At 48.5% G+C, this 18,514-nt stretch carries 10 protein-coding genes, 16 tRNA genes and 3 rRNA genes; 27 read left to right on the top strand and 2 right to left on the bottom strand.

The window, feature by feature from the left end; genetic code table 11:
• The first annotated feature begins 119 nt into the window (after positions 1-119).
• The 23 genes from L985_RS03675 to L985_RS03785 all read left to right on the top strand — a co-directional run bounded on the left by L985_RS03675 (position 120) and on the right by L985_RS03785 (position 9,436).
• Positions 120-1,681 (top strand): 16S ribosomal RNA (locus L985_RS03675).
• 167 nt (positions 1,682-1,848) lie between these two features.
• A 23S ribosomal RNA gene (locus tag L985_RS03680) occupies positions 1,849-4,762 on the top strand.
• Between the two features lie 102 nt (positions 4,763-4,864).
• Positions 4,865-4,980: ribosomal RNA gene (gene rrf, locus L985_RS03685) — 5S ribosomal RNA — on the top strand.
• Together the 16S, 23S and 5S rRNA genes with 16 tRNA genes alongside form the textbook arrangement of a ribosomal RNA operon.
• Before the next feature lie 6 nt (positions 4,981-4,986).
• Positions 4,987-5,061 (top strand) — tRNA-Asn (locus tag L985_RS03690).
• A gap of 26 nt (positions 5,062-5,087) precedes the next feature.
• Positions 5,088-5,178 (top strand) — tRNA-Ser (locus tag L985_RS03695).
• Positions 5,179-5,199: 21 nt separating this feature from the next.
• Positions 5,200-5,274: transfer RNA gene (locus L985_RS03700), tRNA-Glu, on the top strand.
• Positions 5,275-5,284: 10 nt separating this feature from the next.
• Positions 5,285-5,358: transfer RNA gene (locus L985_RS03705), tRNA-Met, on the top strand.
• 8 nt (positions 5,359-5,366) lie between these two features.
• Positions 5,367-5,442, top strand: a tRNA-Asp gene (locus tag L985_RS03710).
• A gap of 7 nt (positions 5,443-5,449) precedes the next feature.
• Positions 5,450-5,525: transfer RNA gene (locus L985_RS03715), tRNA-Phe, on the top strand.
• A 31-nt stretch (positions 5,526-5,556) separates the two neighbouring features.
• A tRNA-Tyr gene (locus L985_RS03720) sits at positions 5,557-5,640 on the top strand.
• Positions 5,641-5,644: 4 nt separating this feature from the next.
• Positions 5,645-5,715, top strand: a tRNA-Trp gene (locus tag L985_RS03725).
• Positions 5,716-5,724: 9 nt separating this feature from the next.
• A tRNA-His gene (locus tag L985_RS03730) sits at positions 5,725-5,797 on the top strand.
• 10 nt (positions 5,798-5,807) lie between these two features.
• Positions 5,808-5,879, top strand: a tRNA-Gln gene (locus tag L985_RS03735).
• A gap of 8 nt (positions 5,880-5,887) precedes the next feature.
• Positions 5,888-5,962, top strand: a tRNA-Gly gene (locus tag L985_RS03740).
• A 6-nt stretch (positions 5,963-5,968) separates the two neighbouring features.
• A tRNA-Cys gene (locus tag L985_RS03745) sits at positions 5,969-6,042 on the top strand.
• 36 nt (positions 6,043-6,078) lie between these two features.
• Positions 6,079-6,159, top strand: a tRNA-Leu gene (locus L985_RS03750).
• A gap of 4 nt (positions 6,160-6,163) precedes the next feature.
• A tRNA-Gly gene (locus L985_RS03755) sits at positions 6,164-6,234 on the top strand.
• A 38-nt stretch (positions 6,235-6,272) separates the two neighbouring features.
• Positions 6,273-6,343 (top strand) — tRNA-Gly (locus tag L985_RS03760).
• Positions 6,344-6,381: 38 nt separating this feature from the next.
• A tRNA-Gly gene (locus tag L985_RS03765) sits at positions 6,382-6,452 on the top strand.
• Between the two features lie 87 nt (positions 6,453-6,539).
• Entirely contained in the window at positions 6,540-7,700 is a 1,161-nt protein-coding gene (gene queG, locus L985_RS03770; RefSeq protein WP_047396209.1) for a tRNA epoxyqueuosine(34) reductase QueG, read from the top strand.
• Complete coding sequence (locus L985_RS17225; protein ID WP_029340915.1) at positions 7,675-8,154, top strand: methylated-DNA--[protein]-cysteine S-methyltransferase; 480 nt, start codon at positions 7,675-7,677, stop codon at positions 8,152-8,154. Before queG ends, L985_RS17225 begins: the two co-directional genes overlap by 26 nt.
• A gap of 3 nt (positions 8,155-8,157) precedes the next feature.
• Positions 8,158-8,631, top strand: coding sequence for a tRNA (uridine(34)/cytosine(34)/5-carboxymethylaminomethyluridine(34)-2'-O)-methyltransferase TrmL (gene trmL, locus L985_RS03780; protein ID WP_029340916.1), 474 nt, complete (start codon positions 8,158-8,160; stop codon positions 8,629-8,631).
• A 238-nt stretch (positions 8,632-8,869) separates the two neighbouring features.
• The gene (locus tag L985_RS03785) at positions 8,870-9,436 is read left to right on the top strand and encodes a DUF5366 family protein (RefSeq protein ID WP_029340917.1); all 567 of its coding nucleotides are present in this window, start codon (positions 8,870-8,872) and stop codon (positions 9,434-9,436) included.
• 1 nt (position 9,437) lies between these two features.
• Here L985_RS03785 and L985_RS03790 read toward each other — a convergent pair whose 3' ends face one another.
• On the bottom strand, positions 9,438-11,213 hold the full coding sequence (locus tag L985_RS03790) for a transglycosylase domain-containing protein (RefSeq protein WP_029340918.1): 1,776 nt from the start codon (positions 11,211-11,213) through the stop codon (positions 9,438-9,440).
• 205 nt (positions 11,214-11,418) lie between these two features.
• Here L985_RS03790 and L985_RS03795 point away from each other — a divergent pair, with 205 nt between their 5' ends.
• Genes L985_RS03795 through L985_RS03810 form a run of 4 tightly spaced genes read left to right on the top strand, consistent with a single transcriptional unit; the run spans position 11,419 to position 17,615 of the window.
• Complete coding sequence (locus tag L985_RS03795; RefSeq protein ID WP_023467324.1) at positions 11,419-12,579, top strand: glucose-1-phosphate adenylyltransferase; 1,161 nt, start codon at positions 11,419-11,421, stop codon at positions 12,577-12,579.
• A gap of 14 nt (positions 12,580-12,593) precedes the next feature.
• The gene (glgD, locus tag L985_RS03800) at positions 12,594-13,694 is read left to right on the top strand and encodes a glucose-1-phosphate adenylyltransferase subunit GlgD (protein ID WP_023467325.1); all 1,101 of its coding nucleotides are present in this window, start codon (positions 12,594-12,596) and stop codon (positions 13,692-13,694) included.
• Positions 13,695-13,708: 14 nt separating this feature from the next.
• Positions 13,709-15,160 carry a glycogen synthase GlgA gene (gene glgA / locus L985_RS03805; RefSeq protein ID WP_029340919.1) on the top strand — a complete coding sequence of 484 codons (1,452 nt, stop codon included), beginning with the start codon at positions 13,709-13,711 and terminating at the stop codon, positions 15,158-15,160.
• 28 nt (positions 15,161-15,188) lie between these two features.
• Positions 15,189-17,615 (top strand): glycogen/starch/alpha-glucan phosphorylase, encoded by a 2,427-nt coding sequence (locus L985_RS03810; RefSeq protein WP_047396213.1) that lies wholly within the window; start codon positions 15,189-15,191, stop codon positions 17,613-17,615.
• A 41-nt stretch (positions 17,616-17,656) separates the two neighbouring features.
• Here L985_RS03810 and L985_RS03815 read toward each other — a convergent pair whose 3' ends face one another.
• Positions 17,657-18,475, bottom strand: coding sequence for a sulfurtransferase (locus L985_RS03815; protein WP_029340921.1), 819 nt, complete (start codon positions 18,473-18,475; stop codon positions 17,657-17,659).
• Positions 18,476-18,514: the final 39 nt, after the last annotated feature.

Genomic DNA, 18,514 nt, shown 5'->3' on the forward strand with positions numbered 1-18,514 from the left:
CGACGAACTTTGAAAACTGAACGATGAGGCAAAAATCGTATTCTACGGAATACAAAAACGAATGAAGCGCAAGCTTCGTCAATCGTGACTTCGGTCACAAAAACGAGCAAGTCAAACACTTCATGGAGAGTTTGATCCTGGCTCAGGACGAACGCTGGCGGCGTGCCTAATACATGCAAGTCGAGCGCAGGAAACTGACGGAACTCTTCGGAGGGAAGGCAGCGGAATGAGCGGCGGACGGGTGAGTAACACGTAAGGAACCTGCCTCAAGGATTGGGATAACTCCGAGAAATCGGAGCTAATACCGGATAGTTCAACGGACCGCATGGTCCGCTGATGAAAGGCGCTTCGGCGTCACCTTGAGATGGCCTTGCGGTGCATTAGCTAGTTGGTGAGGTAACGGCTCACCAAGGCGACGATGCATAGCCGACCTGAGAGGGTGATCGGCCACACTGGGACTGAGACACGGCCCAGACTCCTACGGGAGGCAGCAGTAGGGAATCTTCCACAATGGACGAAAGTCTGATGGAGCAACGCCGCGTGAGTGATGAAGGTTTTCGGATCGTAAAACTCTGTTGTAAGGGAAGAACACGTACGAGAGGTAATGCTCGTACCTTGACGGTACCTTACGAGAAAGCCACGGCTAACTACGTGCCAGCAGCCGCGGTAATACGTAGGTGGCAAGCGTTGTCCGGAATTATTGGGCGTAAAGCGCGCGCAGGCGGCCTTTTAAGTCTGATGTGAAAGCCCCCGGCTCAACCGGGGAGGGCCATTGGAAACTGGAAGGCTTGAGTACAGAAGAGAAGAGTGGAATTCCACGTGTAGCGGTGAAATGCGTAGAGATGTGGAGGAACACCAGTGGCGAAGGCGACTCTTTGGTCTGTAACTGACGCTGAGGCGCGAAAGCGTGGGGAGCAAACAGGATTAGATACCCTGGTAGTCCACGCCGTAAACGATGAGTGCTAGGTGTTGGGGGGTTTCCGCCCCTCAGTGCTGAAGCTAACGCATTAAGCACTCCGCCTGGGGAGTACGGCCGCAAGGCTGAAACTCAAAGGAATTGACGGGGACCCGCACAAGCGGTGGAGCATGTGGTTTAATTCGAAGCAACGCGAAGAACCTTACCAACTCTTGACATCCCATTGACCGCTTGAGAGATCAAGTTTTCCCTTCGGGGACAATGGTGACAGGTGGTGCATGGTTGTCGTCAGCTCGTGTCGTGAGATGTTGGGTTAAGTCCCGCAACGAGCGCAACCCCTATCCTTAGTTGCCAGCATTTAGTTGGGCACTCTAGGGAGACTGCCGGTGACAAACCGGAGGAAGGTGGGGATGACGTCAAATCATCATGCCCCTTATGAGTTGGGCTACACACGTGCTACAATGGACGGTACAAAGGGCAGCGAGACCGCGAGGTGGAGCCAATCCCATAAAGCCGTTCCCAGTTCGGATTGCAGGCTGCAACTCGCCTGCATGAAGTCGGAATCGCTAGTAATCGCAGGTCAGCATACTGCGGTGAATACGTTCCCGGGTCTTGTACACACCGCCCGTCACACCACGAGAGTTTGCAACACCCGAAGCCGGTGAGGTAACCGCAAGGAGCCAGCCGTCGAAGGTGGGGTAGATGATTGGGGTGAAGTCGTAACAAGGTAGCCGTATCGGAAGGTGCGGCTGGATCACCTCCTTTCTAAGGAAAACGTCCCTTACGGGACATGCCCATCGTTCAGTTTTGAGAGCTCGTCTCTCAGTCTCGATAGAGACACTCGCACCTTGAAAACTGAAGACATCAACAAGACATCAAACTTTTAATTAACCATGTCATTTAAGACGTGTGTTCTTAGAATACCAACGCTAGATCAAGGTATGAAGGGCGTACGGTGGATGCCTTGGCACTAGGAGCCGATGAAGGACGCGACGAACAGCGATATGCTTCGGGGAGCAGTAAGTATGCTTTGATCCGAAGATTTCCGAATGGGGGAACCCACCATCTGTAATGGGATGGGACATGTTACATGAATACATAGTGTAGCGTGAGGCAGACCCGGGGAACTGAAACATCTAAGTACCCGGAGGAAGAGAAAGCAAATGCGATTCCCTGAGTAGCGGCGAGCGAAACGGGAACAGCCCAAACCGAAGAGCATGCTCTTCGGGGTTGTAGGACACTCTATACGGAGTCAAAAAGGAAGACAGTAGGTGAAGGACCTGGAAAGGTCGGCCGAAGAAGGTGACAGCCCTGTAGCTGAAACTGTTTTCCCTCCAGAGTGGATCCTGAGTACGGCGGGACACGTGAAACCCCGTCGGAATCCGGGAGGACCATCTCCCAAGGCTAAATACTCCCTAGTGACCGATAGTGAACCAGTACCGTGAGGGAAAGGTGAAAAGCACCCCGGAAGGGGAGTGAAATAGATCCTGAAACCGTATGCCTACAAGTAGTCAGAGCCCGTTAACGGGTGATGGCGTGCCTTTTGTAGAATGAACCGGCGAGTTACGATAACGCGCGAGGTTAAGCCGATGAGGCGGAGCCGTAGCGAAAGCGAGTCTGAACAGGGCGTTCAGTGCGTTGTCGTAGACCCGAAACCAGGTGATCTACCCATGTCCAGGATGAAGGTCAGGTAACACTGACTGGAGGTCCGAACCCACGCACGTTGAAAAGTGCGGGGATGAGGTGTGGGTAGCGGTGAAATGCCAATCGAACCTGGAGATAGCTGGTTCTCCCCGAAATAGCTTTAGGGCTAGCCTCGAGGTTGAGAGTTCTGGAGGTAGAGCACTGATTGGACTAGGGGCCCCCACAGGGTTACCGAATTCAGTTAAACTCCGAATGCCAGCAACTTATACTCGGGAGTCAGACTGCGAGTGATAAGATCCGTAGTCAAGAGGGAAACAGCCCAGACCGCCAGCTAAGGTCCCAAAGTGTATGTTAAGTGGAAAAGGATGTGGCGCTGCCTAGACAGCTAGGATGTTGGCTTAGAAGCAGCCACCATTCAAAGAGTGCGTAATAGCTCACTAGTCGAGTGGCGCCGCGCCGAAAATGTAACGGGGCTAAACATACCACCGAAGCTGCGGATTCCGTAAGGAATGGTAGGGGAGCGTTCCAAACCGCTGTGAAGCTGTACCGGAAGGAGCAGTGGAGCGTTTGGAAGTGAGAATGCCGGTGTGAGTAGCGAAAAGAGGGGTGAGAATCCCCTCCGTCGAAAGCCCAAGGTTTCCTGAGGAAGGCTCGTCCGCTCAGGGTTAGTCTGGACCTAAGCCGAGGCCGAAAGGCGTAGGCGATGGATAACAGGTTGATATTCCTGTACCGCCGATCCACCGTTTGAACAATGGGGGGACGCAGGAGGATAGTGACGCATGCGGATGGAAGTGCATGTGCAAGTTTCAAGACCGTCTGATTGGCAAATCCGTCAGGCACCAAAGTCAAGGAACGATGCGGAGTCCCGTAGGGACGTAGGTCACGATTTCACACTGCCAAGAAAAGCCTCTAGTGAGGGGGAAGGCGCCAGTACCGTAAACCGACACAGGTAGGCGAGATGAGAATTCTAAGACGCGCGGGATAACTCTCGTTAAGGAACTCGGCAAAATGGTCCCGTAACTTCGGGAGAAGGGACGCTCTACATGAGTAGAGCCGCAGTGAATAGGCCCAAACGACTGTTTAGCAAAAACACAGGTCTCTGCTAAATCGCAAGATGACGTATAGGGGCTGACGCCTGCCCGGTGCTGGAAGGTTAAGGGGATGGGTTAGCGCAAGCGAAGCTTTGAACCGAAGCCCCAGTAAACGGCGGCCGTAACTATAACGGTCCTAAGGTAGCGAAATTCCTTGTCGGGTAAGTTCCGACCCGCACGAAAGGCGTAACGATTTGGGCACTGTCTCAACGAGAGACCCGGTGAAATCATAGTACCTGTGAAGATGCAGGTTACCCGCGACAGGACGGAAAGACCCCATGGAGCTTTACTACAGCCTGATATTGAGGCTTTGTGCATGATGTACAGGATAGGCGGGAGACGTCGAGCCCGGAGCGCCAGCTTCGGAGGAGTCACCCTTGGGATACCGCCCTTCATGCATAGAGTCTCTAACTCGCAGCCGTGATCCGGCTGGAGGACCGTGTCAGGCGGGTAGTTTGACTGGGGCGGTCGCCTCCTAAACAGTAACGGAGGCGCCCAAAGGTTCCCTCAGAATGGTTGGAAATCATTCGTAGAGCGCAAAGGCAGAAGGGAGCTTGACTGCGAGACCTACAAGTCGAGCAGGGACGAAAGTCGGGCTTAGTGATCCGGTGGTTCCGCATGGAAGGGCCATCGCTCAACGGATAAAAGCTACCCTGGGGATAACAGGCTGATCTCCCCCAAGAGTCCACATCGACGGGGAGGTTTGGCACCTCGATGTCGGCTCATCGCATCCTGGGGCTGGAGTAGGTCCCAAGGGTTGGGCTGTTCGCCCATTAAAGCGGTACGCGAGCTGGGTTCAGAACGTCGTGAGACAGTTCGGTCCCTATCCGTCGTGGGCGCAGGAAATTTGAGGAGAGCTGTCCTTAGTACGAGAGGACCGGGATGGACGCACCGCTGGTGTACCAGTTGTTCCGCCAGGAGCATCGCTGGGTAGCTACGTGCGGACGGGATAAATGCTGAAAGCATCTAAGCATGAAGCCCCCTCCAAGATGAGATTTCCCTTTGAGTAATCAAGAAAGACCCCTCAGAGACGATGAGGTAGATAGGTCACGGGTGGAAGCATGGCGACATGTGGAGCTGAGTGATACTAATCGGTCGAGGCCTTGTTCTAGCAGATGCATTGTTGATGACTTCAGTTTTGAGGGCACGAGCCTTTCAAAAAAACGAAAAAAAGTCTTGACGTTATGTGAACATAATGTTAAGATAATAAATGTCTGGTGGCGATAGCCAAGTGGTCACACCCGTTCCCATGCCGAACACGGAAGTTAAGCACTTGAACGCCGAAAGTAGTTGGGGGCTTCCCCCTGTGAGGATAGGACGCTGCCAGGCGATCGTTCCGCAATAGCTCAGCGGTAGAGCAACCGGCTGTTAACCGGTAGGTCGTAGGTTCAAATCCTACTTGCGGAGCCATTTATTACTTCTTCACCACGTACAATGGAGAGCTGTCCGAGTGGCCGAAGGAGCACGATTGGAAATCGTGTAGGCGTCAAAAGCGTCTCAAGGGTTCGAATCCCTTGCTCTCCGCCATCATCACTTTCAATTCATAATGGCCCGTTGGTCAAGCGGTTAAGACACCGCCCTTTCACGGCGGTAACACGGGTTCGAATCCCGTACGGGTCACCATTTATAGCGTCGCGGGGTGGAGCAGTCTGGTAGCTCGTTGGGCTCATAACCCAAAGGTCGTCGGTTCAAATCCGGCCCCCGCAATTACATACGGTCCTGTGGTGTAGCGGTTAACATGCCTGCCTGTCACGCAGGAGATCGCGGGTTCGAATCCCGTCAGGACCGCCATTGTTAAGGCTTTGTAGCTCAGTTGGTAGAGCAAAGGACTGAAAATCCTTGTGTCGGCGGTTCGATTCCGTCCAAAGCCACCATCTTTAAAAACAACATGATTTTCCCAATTGTGGGGGGGTAGCGAAGTGGCTAAACGCGGCGGACTGTAAATCCGCTCCCTCGGGTTCGGCGGTTCGAATCCGCCCCCCCCCACCACCATAGGGGCATAGTTTAGCGGTAGAACTACGGTCTCCAAAACCGTCAGCGCGGGTTCGATTCCTGCTGCCCCTGTTTACCATGGCGATTGTGGCGAAGTGGTTAACGCACCGGATTGTGATTCCGGCATTCGTGGGTTCAATTCCCATCAGTCGCCCTCTTATTATTGGGCTGTAGCCAAGTGGTAAGGCACTGGATTTTGATTCCAGCACGCGAAGGTTCGATCCCTTCCAGCCCAGCTTTTCAAGCGGAAGTAGTTCAGTGGTAGAATACGACCTTGCCAAGGTCGGGGTCGCGGGTTCGAATCCCGTCTTCCGCTCCAATGAGTGGCGCCATAGCCAAGTGGTAAGGCAGAGGACTGCAACTCCTTTATCGTCAGTTCGATTCTGACTGGCGCCTCCAACTATTTCTCAATTAAATAGTTTTGCAAGAGATTGTGCCGGTGTGGCGGAACTGGTAGACGCGCACGACTCAAAATCGTGTTCCTTTGGAGTGTCGGTTCGATTCCGACCACCGGTATCTTGCGGGTGTAGTTTAATGGTAAAACCTCAGCCTTCCAAGCTGATGACGAGGGTTCGATTCCCTTCACCCGCTTTATACTTTTTACACAATCTGATGTTTCACCTGATTATGCGGGTGTAGTTTAATGGTAAAACCTCAGCCTTCCAAGCTGATGACGAGGGTTCGATTCCCTTCACCCGCTTTATACTTTTTACACAATCTGATGTTTCACCTGATTATGCGGGTGTAGTTTAATGGTAAAACCTCAGCCTTCCAAGCTGATGACGAGGGTTCGATTCCCTTCACCCGCTTACCAAAAAAGAGCAATGTGTCGTTTTCGCTGACACCTTGCTCTTTTTGTTTAGGAAGGAATCTTAACAGGAAAGGAGTGAGTCGTGATGGATGGTGTACAATTGAAACTGGCTTTACAAGAGTACGCAACAGAAATCGGAATCGATGAGCTGAAGGTGACGACAGCCGATCCGTTTCTTGTCTTAAAACGTCGTCTGCAAGTGCAGCAGGAGAAAGGATTTGCTTCTGGTTTCGAAGAGCCGGATATCGATTTACGAACGACTCCTTCGTTACTCGTAGAAGATGCCGCTTCGATCATTGCGATTGCGGTCGCGTATCCAAGTACCCTCAAAAATGCACCTCGTGGTAAGGAAGGAGAGCGGCGCGGTATCTTTTGTCGATCGTCTTGGGGGCTCGATTATCATCAGGCGTTACGACAACGTTTAACGTTGCTTGAAGAAAAAATTCAAGAGCTGAGTCCGGGTGCGCGGACGCGCTCAATGGTCGATACGGGAGAACTCGTCGATCGTGCTGTGGCGGAACGAGCAGGTATCGGATTCAGTGGGAAAAACTGCTCGATCATCAGTGAGGAGCACGGATCCTATCTCTATCTTGGTGAACTAATTACAGATATCGTCCTACCGCCTGATCAGCCAGTCGAAGAATTGTGTGGAACATGCAATAAGTGTATCGACGCTTGTCCGACGGATGCGCTTGTTGAACCTGGCGTCATCGATGCTAAACGGTGTATCTCGTTTTTGACACAGACGAAAACGCTGCTTCCAGAACCATTTCGAATGGCGCTTGGGAACCGTCTATACGGTTGTGATACGTGTCAGCAAGTCTGTCCATATAACCGGAAGAGGAATGCGACACATCACGCTGAACTACAGCCGGATCCAGAACAAGTCAAACCGCTCTTAGTCCCACTCTTATCCATGAGTAACCGTGAGTTCAAGAGTCGGTTCGGAACATTATCCGGCGCATGGCGTGGAAAGAAACCGATTCAGCGTAATGCGATTTGTGCGCTCGTTCATTATCGAGACAAGAGCGCGATTGAGGCGCTACGGTTAATGACGGAAAACGATGCCCGCGAAGACATGCGGGCGCTTGCACTCTGGGCAGTTGGTCGAATTGGTGGAGTCGATGAGAAGTCGTACATCAAATCACGTCTTTTAGCGGATACTGCAGTGGATGTTCAAACAGAAGGACAACGGTTACTTGAGGAGTGGGGGGAATCAGATGCCATTTCAACAGCTCACTTATGAGTTTGGTACATTGCTCGTCGCATGGGAAAAAGAGCAAATCGTGTATCTCGATTTTGGATTGAATGAAGAGCGTGCTCGGACCTATTTAAAAGAAGAAACCGACGAAGGTGAGTTACCGAAAGCTTGGCGCATGGCATTTGATCGTTACGCACAAGGAGACATACAAGCGCTTGACGCGCTTCCTTGTCAGTTACGTGTCACACCATTTGCAGAGCAAGTATTGCATGCTTTACGAACCGTTCCGTTTGGTCAGACGATCAGTTACGGTGAACTGGCTCGAATGATTGGCAAACCAAAGGCAGCACGAGCCGTCGGCGGTGCCTTGAATCGGAATCCGATCGCATTGATTTATCCATGTCACCGCGTCATAGGGGCGACGGGTAAACTGACGGGTTTTGCAAGTGGGATTGCCCATAAAGAAGCGCTTTTAGCGCATGAGATAGGAGAGAATTGAATCATGGCTATTCATGTCGTTATGTATCAACCGGAGATTCCTCAAAATACAGGAAATATTTCACGTACCTGTGCAGCGACGCATTCCGTCCTTCACTTGATTCGACCGCTCGGCTTCTCGACGGACGATAAGCAACTTAAACGTGCGGGTCTTGATTACTGGGAATTCGTCGATGTTCGTTATCATGATTCGTTAGAAGAACTGTGGGAGAAACATCCGGAAGGTATTTTCTACTATATTACGAAATATGGGGAACAGTACCCGAGTCAGATTGACTTATCGGACATCGAACAGGACTATTTCTTCGTCTTTGGTCGGGAAACAAAAGGATTGCCGCTTGAAGTCATCGATGCGAACGCAGAACGGTGTATCCGTCTACCTCAATCGAACCTCGTTCGTTCACTGAACGTCTCAAACACGGCAGCGATCATCGTCTATGAAGCATTACGTCAACAAGGATACGCAGGTCTTCTGTAAAGCAAAAGCTCCATCCTGAATCAGGATGGAGCTTTTATGAATTATTCGTTACCTTCAGGTTTTTTGTTGTAGCCTGCAGTGAAGATTGCTGTCAAAAACGCAAGACTTACGCCGACCATTAAGATAAATGCCATTTTTGTTTCCCCCTTCAGTCTCTTGAACCGATATAATCTATTATAGTATACCTGTAAGTGAAATTGTGTGCTACATATGAATTTTCTATGAATGGAGACTCCACATGCGTACGAACGTTTACCTATTAAGTTATGCCCCGCTGATCAGCATTTTGTTATTTAGTACGTCCCTTGCGATTGCAACGACGGAACTCGCATTACATTGGCTCGATCAAGTCGGCGTGTACGATGAACTACTTCAACTCTTGACGGCACGCGATACGAAGCTCGTCGTTTGGCTTGGCTTTTTGATCGTCTACTTTATGATCTTTAGTTCGCTTAAACTATTATCGGATACGATCAATCAGCTCGGTTTTGCCTTTTTCATCAAGGAACAAGAGGGAACGACACTCGGTATGTTACGTCCGGGAAGTATTCTGCTACTTATCGGAGGTTGTGTCAGCTTCGCCTTCATGACGTCCTTCTTGCATGTCGGCATCGTGTTGCTTGTGTCCTTTTTCATCTATTTTATCTTTTACACGGTTCAAATCAGTAAAATGACGAGTGCAGCAGGAGCCGTCGGTTTGATCATCTTTTCTTTCTTAGCCTGGGGTGTTCTGCTTGCTGGTCTATCATGGGTCGGTCTAACTTTATTCAATTCCTTCGGGGAAGCGATTTTATTTCCGAGTTGACTTAAGGACGTAAAATCTTCGCCCATGTCTGGACCTGTAACGTTGCATTCGCCTCAACAGGGAAGGGACGCGGGCGATCTGCCCCTAGCCAAATCCCTCCGATATGTTGATTCTTAATACCGACGAACCACATGTCCTTGTTATCGTTCGTTGTTCCTGTTTTTCCTCCGATATAGCGCGCAGAGGAATCATATCCTTTGCGTCCCGTTCCATATGTCATGACATTTTTTAAACCAGCCCGTAATTCCCGATTCGTCTGACTGGACCAAATGCGTTGTTCCTTTTCTTGTGGTCGTTCGACCGTTCCATTCTTAAGCGTAATACTTTTAATCATCGATGCCGGTCGATAGAGCCCATCATTAACGAATACGGTATAAGCGTTCGTCAGTTCATATGGACTGATTCCGTACTGTAAACCACCTAGAGCACTCGTAAAGGCGTCATCCTCACGTGTCCATTGGCTGAACTGGAACGGACGGATGGACTTCAATCCTTCCCGGAAAGACACCGCGAATGCTCGAATGGCTGGTGTGTTATAGGAGTAAGCGATCGCATCAGCAATCGTTACTTGTCCGAGAATTCGATTTCCGCTATTTGACGGACAGTATCCATCGATACAGACGGGACTACCGTCTAACGTGCTCGACAAGCGGGCTTTCGTTTTTTCAAGGTAAGGACCATAGACAAGTAACGGTTTGATAGCTGAACCAGGTTGGCGGTACGACTGCACTGCTCGGTTGAACTGACCTGTCAAATTCGATTTGTAGCCGACAAGAGCCGTGACCCCGTGTGTTTGTCCGTCGATGCCAACATAAGCACCCTCAATCGGGTCGGGTAGATTGCGAAGAGCTTCTTTAGCTCGTCGTTGTTCTGCTGAGTCGAGGTATGTCGAGATGACCGCACCTTGTTGATGCAGATATTCTGCAGCATGCTTCTCACTCCAACCATTTTTTTGAGCCGTCATCCGAACGGCAGCTTGAACGGTCGCATCGATATAGTCCGGATAAGGAACACTCGGTTTGTAGGATCGAGGCGACACACGAGAAATAGCAAAATCTTTTGTCAGGACACGATCGCGTATTAACGCTTGAACGATTCGTTGCTGACGTTTTTTTGTGTTTTCAGGAAAGCGTAGCGGGTCATAAAGAGAAGGATTGTTCGGAATTGCTGTCAGAAAACTGATTTCAGACCAACTCAACTCGCGTGCTGGCTTATTGAAATAGGATTTCGCAGCAAGTTCGATGCCATAAATATTATTCGCAAAATAGGCTTGATTGACATACGCTGTCATCAGTTCTTTTTTCGAATATTTTTGCTCCAACGACACAGCAATTAACAGCTCTTTTATTTTTCTAGTATATGTTTTTTCGTTTGACAGATACGTCATTCTTGCCAGTTGTTGTGTGATCGTACTGCCACCTTGAGATTTAGAATCAGACTGATTTTTTGTAAACGCGCGTAAGATTCCTGTGATGTCATATCCGTCATGTTGATAGAAACGCTGATCTTCAATGGCAACAAATGCTTGCTCAACTTTTTGCGGCAATGTTCGAGGAGTTAGGTCATCCCGTCGTAATCCGTCATAGAGCTCGACTCGTTTGTTTTCATAGGTTACAGTGATTGGTTGGTAGGAGGTCAGTGGATGTCGCGTCGTCTGTTCATCGGCCCAGAAAAAAAGTGTACGTGCTGTTTTCAGCTCATCTTTGATTGAAAATAAGGAAAATAGAAGCATCGTCGCAAGACCAAGTAAGACAAGATATCCTGTAGTAATTCGCATGAGAACTCCTTTCAAAAAGCCATTTCATTCCTATTATCGGTCTTTTATGGAGAAATCAATAGATTTTTTTTCGGTTTTTGTATTTTAATAAACCTATTTTGCAGGAATGTTATATTAAAAAGAGAAAAGATTGGGTATATAAAAGTATCTGTGGATTTTACAACGCGAATTGTCTGAAAAAAAGAGCATAAATGGAGGGGACGAAATGGCTAAAAAGAATGTCGTTGCGATGTTACTTGCAGGCGGAGAAGGGAAACGTCTGGGAGCTTTAACGAAACATACTGCAAAACCAGCTGTTGCATTTGGAGGAAAGTACCGGATCATTGATTTCCCGCTATCGAACTGTACGAACTCAGGAATCGATACAGTTGGTGTATTGACGCAATATGAACCACTTGAATTAAACCGTTATCTCGGAATCGGGAGTCCATGGGATCTGGATCGCCGTAATGGCGGATTAACGATTCTTCCACCATACCAAGCACAGAACGGCAAAAACTGGTATGAGGGCACAGCAAATGCTATTTATCGAAACATGAGTTATATCAATCAATTTGACCCTGAATATGTTCTTGTTCTATCAGGTGACCATATCTATAAAATGGACTATGAAAAGATGATTGAGGAACACCGTGTGACAGGTTCTGATGTCACGATTTCCGTACGTGAAGTACCATGGGACGAGGCACCGCGATTTGGTATCCTCAATACGGACGATGACTTACGAATCAATGAATTCGAAGAAAAACCAAAAAATCCGAAATCAAATCTTGCATCGATGGGGATTTATGTCTTTAACTGGGATATCTTAAAACGCCACTTGATTCAAGATGCCGGCGATGCGGAATCAAGCTTTGACTTCGGTAAAAATATCATCCCGAACATGCTTTTTGAAAATCTCAATATCCGTGCGTATAAATTCAAAGGGTACTGGAAAGACGTCGGAACGATTCAATCTCTTTGGGAAGCGAACATGGACCTATTGACGGCAGAGCCTGAGTTCGATTTGTATGAACCGTCATGGAAAGTACATTCGGTCAACCCGAATCAGCAACCACAATACATCGGGAATGCTGCGACAGTCGAGACATCGATCATCAACGAAGGATGCCACATCGAAGGAGAAATCAATCATTCGGTTCTCTTCTATGGTGTCGATGTAGCAGAAGGATCACTCGTCAAGGACTCGGTCATTTTCCCGAACGTCAAAATCGGACGAGACGTCACGATTCACCGGGCAATCTTAGCAGATGGCGTGATTGTTGAAGATGGTGCGACGATTGGGTCTCCGGACGGAGAAGTCTTCGTCATTGAAGCAGACAGTATCGTCAAAAAGAACGAAGTCATCAAAGAAGCGATTCAATAAGGGGGATATACGAAATGAAGGTCGATCTATTAGGCGTCATCAATCTGAGTGGTGAAGAAGGATTTTTTAAAGAATTGACAGAACATCGCAACTTGGCAGCAGTGCCATTTGCCGGTCGTTATCGGTTGATCGATTTTACATTGACGAACATGGTACAAAACGATATCGCGAACATCGGGATTTTTACGCTCGAGAAATATCGTGGAATGATGGATCACCTTGGATCAGGTAAGGAATGGGATCTTGACCGTTCAAACGGCGGACTTTACATCTTCCCACCCGCATTATCACAAGATGCGAATGAGTTCCGCGGGGATCTATCGAACTTCCATCTGCACCGTGATTTTTTCCTTCGCAGTAAAGAAAATTACGTCGTTGTCTCTGGTTCAAACATCTTATCTGCAGTAGATTATCGTGATGTGTTACGCGAACATAAAGAATCGAATGCGGATATCACGGTTGTTTATACGAAGCGTGAACTACCTTGTAAATACTGCCGTCCGATCCGTTTTGGCGAACAGAATCGCGTAACGGCAATCGGATCACGGGGTTTCCAGCCGACGGATGAGACATTCTACATGGAAACGGTCGTTCTGTCGAAAAATCTCTTTGTTCGTTTAATTGATGAAGCGATTGCTCGTGGTGAGTACGACTTACTTCAGAGTATCATTCGTTCGCAGTTGAACCGTCTACACGTGCATGGTTATGAGTACAGTGGTACATCACAAGTCATTCACTCGCTTCGTTCATACTATCGTGAGAGCATGCTGTTGCTTGAACAATGGGGAGCAATCAATGACTTCCAGCATGTCTATACGAAAATCAAGCATGAGCCACCGACACGTTATCTACCGGGTTCTGACATCAAGAACTCACTTGTCGCGAACGGCTGTAAATTAGAAGGAACGACGACGGACAGCATCTTGTTCCGGGGTGTCAAAGTCGGAAAACACGCTCGTGTCAAGAACTCGATCATCATGCAAAAATCAGTCATTGAAGAAGGCGCGGTCGTTGAGTACGCGATTCTCGATAAAGAAGTCACCGTCAAACGCGGTCAAGTCATCCGCGGAACGGCAGAAGAACCAATCGTCATCAAAAAACAAACAATCGTTTAAAGGAGATGTCATTCATGAAGGTATGGTTTGCTGCCACGGAAGCGACACCCTTCATCAAGACAGGGGGGCTAGCTGACGTCGTCGGCTCGCTCCCCTTAGCGCTTGCTGAGGAAGGGGCAGACGTTTCGGTCGTCTTACCCAATTACGGTCAAATCAAGGAGCAATATAAATCAGAGATGGAGTTCTTGTTCGACTTCATCGTGCCAGTCGGTTGGCGCCAGCAATTTGGTGCTGTCCTCCGATTAAAACAAGATGGTGTGACGTTCTATTTCATCGATAATGAGTACTACTTTAAACGAGATGGCGTCATTTATGGACATTACGATGATGCGGAACGGTTTGCGTATTTCTCACGTGCTGTCCTTGAGATGATTCAACATCTGGATCGGAAAGAAGTACCGGACGTCATCCATTGTCACGATTGGCAAACAGGTGTGATTCCAGCGTTCCTGCGAATCCATTATCAACACCTAGAGCGCTATCAAGACATTAAAACGGTCTTTACGATTCACAATCTACAATACCAAGGTGTCTTCCCAGAGGAAGTGCTCGGTGACTTACTTGGTTTGAGTCATGAACATTTCACAGCAGATGGGATCGCTCATAACGGTCTCGTCAATTACATGAAGGCAGGACTCGTCCACTCCAATCAAATCACGACAGTCAGTCCGTCGTATCGTGATGAGATCATGGATCCGTATTACGGTGAGACGCTTGAGCCGGTCTTACAACATCGTGCTGTCGACGTGCGTGGCATCTTGAACGGGATCGACTATCGTCAATTTGATCCTGCGCATGATACGCATCTCGTTGAGACGTATTCCGTTGATACCGTCACGGAAGGAAAAGCAAAAAACAAGGCTGCCTTACAAGAGGAACTAGGTCTCCCGATCAATCCGGACGTACCACTGTTCGGTTTCGTTTCTCGTCTTGTCGACCAAAAGGGAATCGATTTACTCGCGCATATCTTGCCAGACTTGTTCGAACTCGATGCGCAGTTCATCATTCTCGGATCGGGTGAAGCGGAATATGAAGGGTTGTTCCATCATGCGACATCGATTCGTCCAGACAAAATCGCTTCTTATATCGGATTTGACGTTGGTCTCGCACAACGAATCTATGCAGGAAGTGATGCCTTCTTAATGCCTTCGCGTTTTGAACCGTGTGGTCTCAGTCAGTTGATTTCGATGAAGTATGGCTGTTTACCGGTCGTTCGGGAAACAGGCGGGCTCCGTGATACGGTCAAACCGTTCAATCAATTCACGTTAGAAGGAAATGGATTCTCGTTCGCGAATTATAATGCACATGAGTTTTTAGAAGCGATTAAACGTACGATCGAGGTGTATCATGATCGACCGGTCTTTGAGCACTTGATTGAGACAGCGATGAATGAAGACTTCAGTTGGTTGCGTTCAGCCGATGAATACTTGGCGTTATATCGTTTGATTGCACCGTCCGCCACTTGATCGTATCACTGGGAAAAGGGGTTACGTCATGTTCAAAGATAAAGAGAAGTTCAAGGAGAGGTTTACGGAACGATTCGTTTCGATGCATGGCAAGGCAATAACGGAAGCAACAGAAAACGATATCTATCAGACACTTGCCTATCTGGTACGCGAGACGGTCACGACTGATTGGTTACGGACAAAGGAAACATATATCCATAAAAAAAGTAAGCAAGTCTATTACTTTTCACTCGAGTTTTTACTCGGACGTTTCCTGCATAACAACCTATTGAGTCTTGATGTCTTAAAGGATGTGGAACGGGGACTTGACGAACTCGGATATCAGCTCAGTGATTTGACAGAAGAAGAGCCGGAACCAGGACTTGGAAACGGCGGTCTCGGTCGTCTCGCGGCGTGTTTCCTCGATTCTCTGGCTGCGCTTGGTCTTCCTGGACACGGGAACGGGATCCGGTATCAGTATGGTCTGTTTAAGCAAAAAATCATCGACGGCTATCAAGTCGAGTTACCGGATAACTGGCTGAAGAACGGGAACATGTGGGAAATCAGACGTTCTGATAAAGCGGTCGATGTTCCATTTGGTGGTCATGTCTGGCTTGAAGAAGTCGGTGATGGTGGATATCGTGTCCATCATGAACCGGCTGAAATCGTCCGTGCTGTTCCGTACGATATGCCGATCGTCGGCTATCAAAACAAGGTCGTCAATAACCTGCGACTCTGGAGTGCTGAGTCTCCACTTGATGATGATGAATTACTTAGCCAATACCGTGGGAACTATAAAGATTTACTGGCACATAAACAATCGATTCAGACGATTTCAGAGTTCCTGTATCCGGATGATACGACGTACGAAGGAAAAGAGTTGCGTCTGAAGCAACAATACTTCTTCGTTTCTGCCGGATTACGGAGTATCTTGACGTCCTTTAAAAAGCGAAATCATTCATTGAAGCAACTCGGGAACCATATCGCTATCCATATCAACGATACGCATCCGGTCGTCGCGATTCCAGAGTTGATGCGGATTCTAATCGATGAAGAAGGATTTGGCTGGGAAGAAGCATGGCGCATCACGAAGAGTGTCATGTCGTTTACGAATCACACGTTACTATCAGAAGCACTCGAACGCTGGCCGATTGATTTGTTCCGTCGCTTGTTACCGCGTATCTACCTCATCATCGAAGAAATCAACCGACGTTTCTGTAAGGATGTCCTTGCGAACTATCCACATATGGAAGCGCATATGCGAGATATCGCCATCATCGCGGATGACCGAATCAACATGGCGAATCTTGCTGTCGTCGGCACGCATTCGACGAATGGTGTCGCGCAGATTCATACTGAGATTTTGAAGCAACGCGAGATGCGACTATTTTATGAGATGTTTCCGCTTCGCTTCAATAATAAGACGAACGGGATTACACATCGTCGCTGGTTCCTCTCATCAAATCCAGCACTGGCAAATCGTGTGACAGAAGCAATCGGGGATAGTTGGATTCAGCATCCGTCCGATTTGCAAAAGTTGACGAAATGGGCAGAGGATTCAGCATTACAGAAGGACATCGCCGAAATCAAACTTCAGCGTAAAGAAGAATTAGCGTTGCTCATTGAAAAAGAAACTGGCGTCATAGTTGATCCGACATCGATTTTTGATGTTCAAGTCAAACGATTGCATGCGTACAAACGCCAACTCTTGAATGCGTTACACATTCATTCGCTTTATTATCGTTTGAAGGAAGACCGTTCCTTTACGATGACACCGCGGACATTCATCTTTGGTGCAAAGGCGGCGCCAGGCTATCATTATGCAAAAGAAGTCATTCGTTATATCAATGCGTTAGCTCGCTTGATCAATCAGGATCCAGACGTCAGTCCGTACTTGAAAGTCGTCTTCCTAGAAAACTATCGTGTATCGCTTGCTGAAAAGATTTTCCCGGCAAGTGATGTCAGCGAGCAGATTTCGACTGCCAGTTATGAAGCCTCCGGAACCGGCAACATGAAGTTCATGATGAATGGTGCACTGACAATTGGAACGCTCGACGGAGCGAACATCGAAATTCGAGACGAAGTTGGGGATGCGAATATCTTCATCTTCGGCTTAACACCACAGGAAGTCATGAATTATAAACAATACGGTGGTTACAGTGCGTACGATCAATACAGTGCCCAACCCGAGTTGCGACGGATCATCGATAGTCTCGTCGACGGAACATTATTTGCTCCAGGTGAATTCCAAGCGATTTACGATTCATTATTAACGTATAATGATGAGTATCTGATCCTGAAAGACTTCATGTCGTATCAACAAGCGCAGGAACGAATCGATCGGATGTATCAGCAACCAGAAGAATGGTATAAACACGTCATTCTTAATATTGCACGGTCAGGTGTGTTCTCAAGTGACCGCACGATTAAAGAGTATGCGAATGCGATCTGGAACATCAAACCGATTCAACTCTGAACAAAAAGACACCGACAGATGTTTCTGTCAGTGTCTGATGCTTACGAACGGGAGACATCTTCACCACGGCTGACCCAATCACTATAAGAGCCGGCGTAAAGTCGGACATCAGTTTTCCCAAGTGAATGGAGAGCGATGACATTGACACACGCTGTCACACCACTTCCACAATAGAGGATAGGTGCTGTGACTGGTAGGATGTCGGCGTACAATTCTTTCAAATCTTCTGCGTCCCGTAAGCGACCCTCTGGTGAGAGCGCTTGTTCAAAGAAGCAATTCACGGCACCTGGAATGTGACCGGCGACGTGATCGAGTGGTTCGATTTCTCCACGGTATCGATCGGGCGCACGGGAATCAATGACCATCGTTTCTGTCAGCTGATCCTTCAGTTCTTCGAACGAGACAAGCATCTCATCTTGAAAACGAGGCGCGTACTGAGAAGGTTCATAAGTAGGAACGTCTTCCGTGACCGGAAGATCGAACGCTAGGTAAGAGGAGAATCCGCCCTCAAGGACGACGACACGCTCATGCCCGATCCATTTAAATAACCACCACGCACGAGCGGCATACGGAAAGCCATCGTCATACAAGACGACGAAGTCTTCTGGTGTCACACCATGCTGTTCGAGTGTGTGTTGCCACGCTTCTTTTGAAGGAAGCGGATGCCGACCGCCGACCTCATCGATTGGACCGGAAAGTTCAGTCGTTAAATTCAAGTGCTGTGCACCTTCGACGTGTTGTTCTAAGAAAGCATTTCGTCCATATTCAGGTTGTTGCAAGTCATATCGGCAGTCAAACCAGCGAATCTGATCCGTTCGGACGAGCTGTTGAAGATCTGCCATTTGAATCGTAGGAAACATGCCTCATCACCTTACCCTTTCTAGTGTTAATCATATGAA

This window comes from Exiguobacterium sp. ZWU0009, assembly GCF_000798935.2.
GTDB lineage: Bacteria > Bacillota > Bacilli > Exiguobacteriales > Exiguobacteriaceae > Exiguobacterium_A > Exiguobacterium_A acetylicum.

Coding starts and splice junctions, on each gene's coding strand:
- queG (WP_047396209.1), top strand. CDS start 6,540: ATGGATGGTGTACAATTGAAACTGGCTTTACAAGAGTACGCAACAGAA.
- L985_RS17225 (WP_029340915.1), top strand. CDS start 7,675: ATGCCATTTCAACAGCTCACTTATGAGTTTGGTACATTGCTCGTCGCA.
- trmL (WP_029340916.1), top strand. CDS start 8,158: ATGGCTATTCATGTCGTTATGTATCAACCGGAGATTCCTCAAAATACA.
- L985_RS03785 (WP_029340917.1), top strand. CDS start 8,870: ATGCGTACGAACGTTTACCTATTAAGTTATGCCCCGCTGATCAGCATT.
- L985_RS03790 (WP_029340918.1), bottom strand. CDS start 11,213: ATGCGAATTACTACAGGATATCTTGTCTTACTTGGTCTTGCGACGATG.
- L985_RS03795 (WP_023467324.1), top strand. CDS start 11,419: ATGGCTAAAAAGAATGTCGTTGCGATGTTACTTGCAGGCGGAGAAGGG.
- glgD (WP_023467325.1), top strand. CDS start 12,594: ATGAAGGTCGATCTATTAGGCGTCATCAATCTGAGTGGTGAAGAAGGA.
- glgA (WP_029340919.1), top strand. CDS start 13,709: ATGAAGGTATGGTTTGCTGCCACGGAAGCGACACCCTTCATCAAGACA.
- L985_RS03810 (WP_047396213.1), top strand. CDS start 15,189: ATGTTCAAAGATAAAGAGAAGTTCAAGGAGAGGTTTACGGAACGATTC.
- L985_RS03815 (WP_029340921.1), bottom strand. CDS start 18,475: ATGTTTCCTACGATTCAAATGGCAGATCTTCAACAGCTCGTCCGAACG.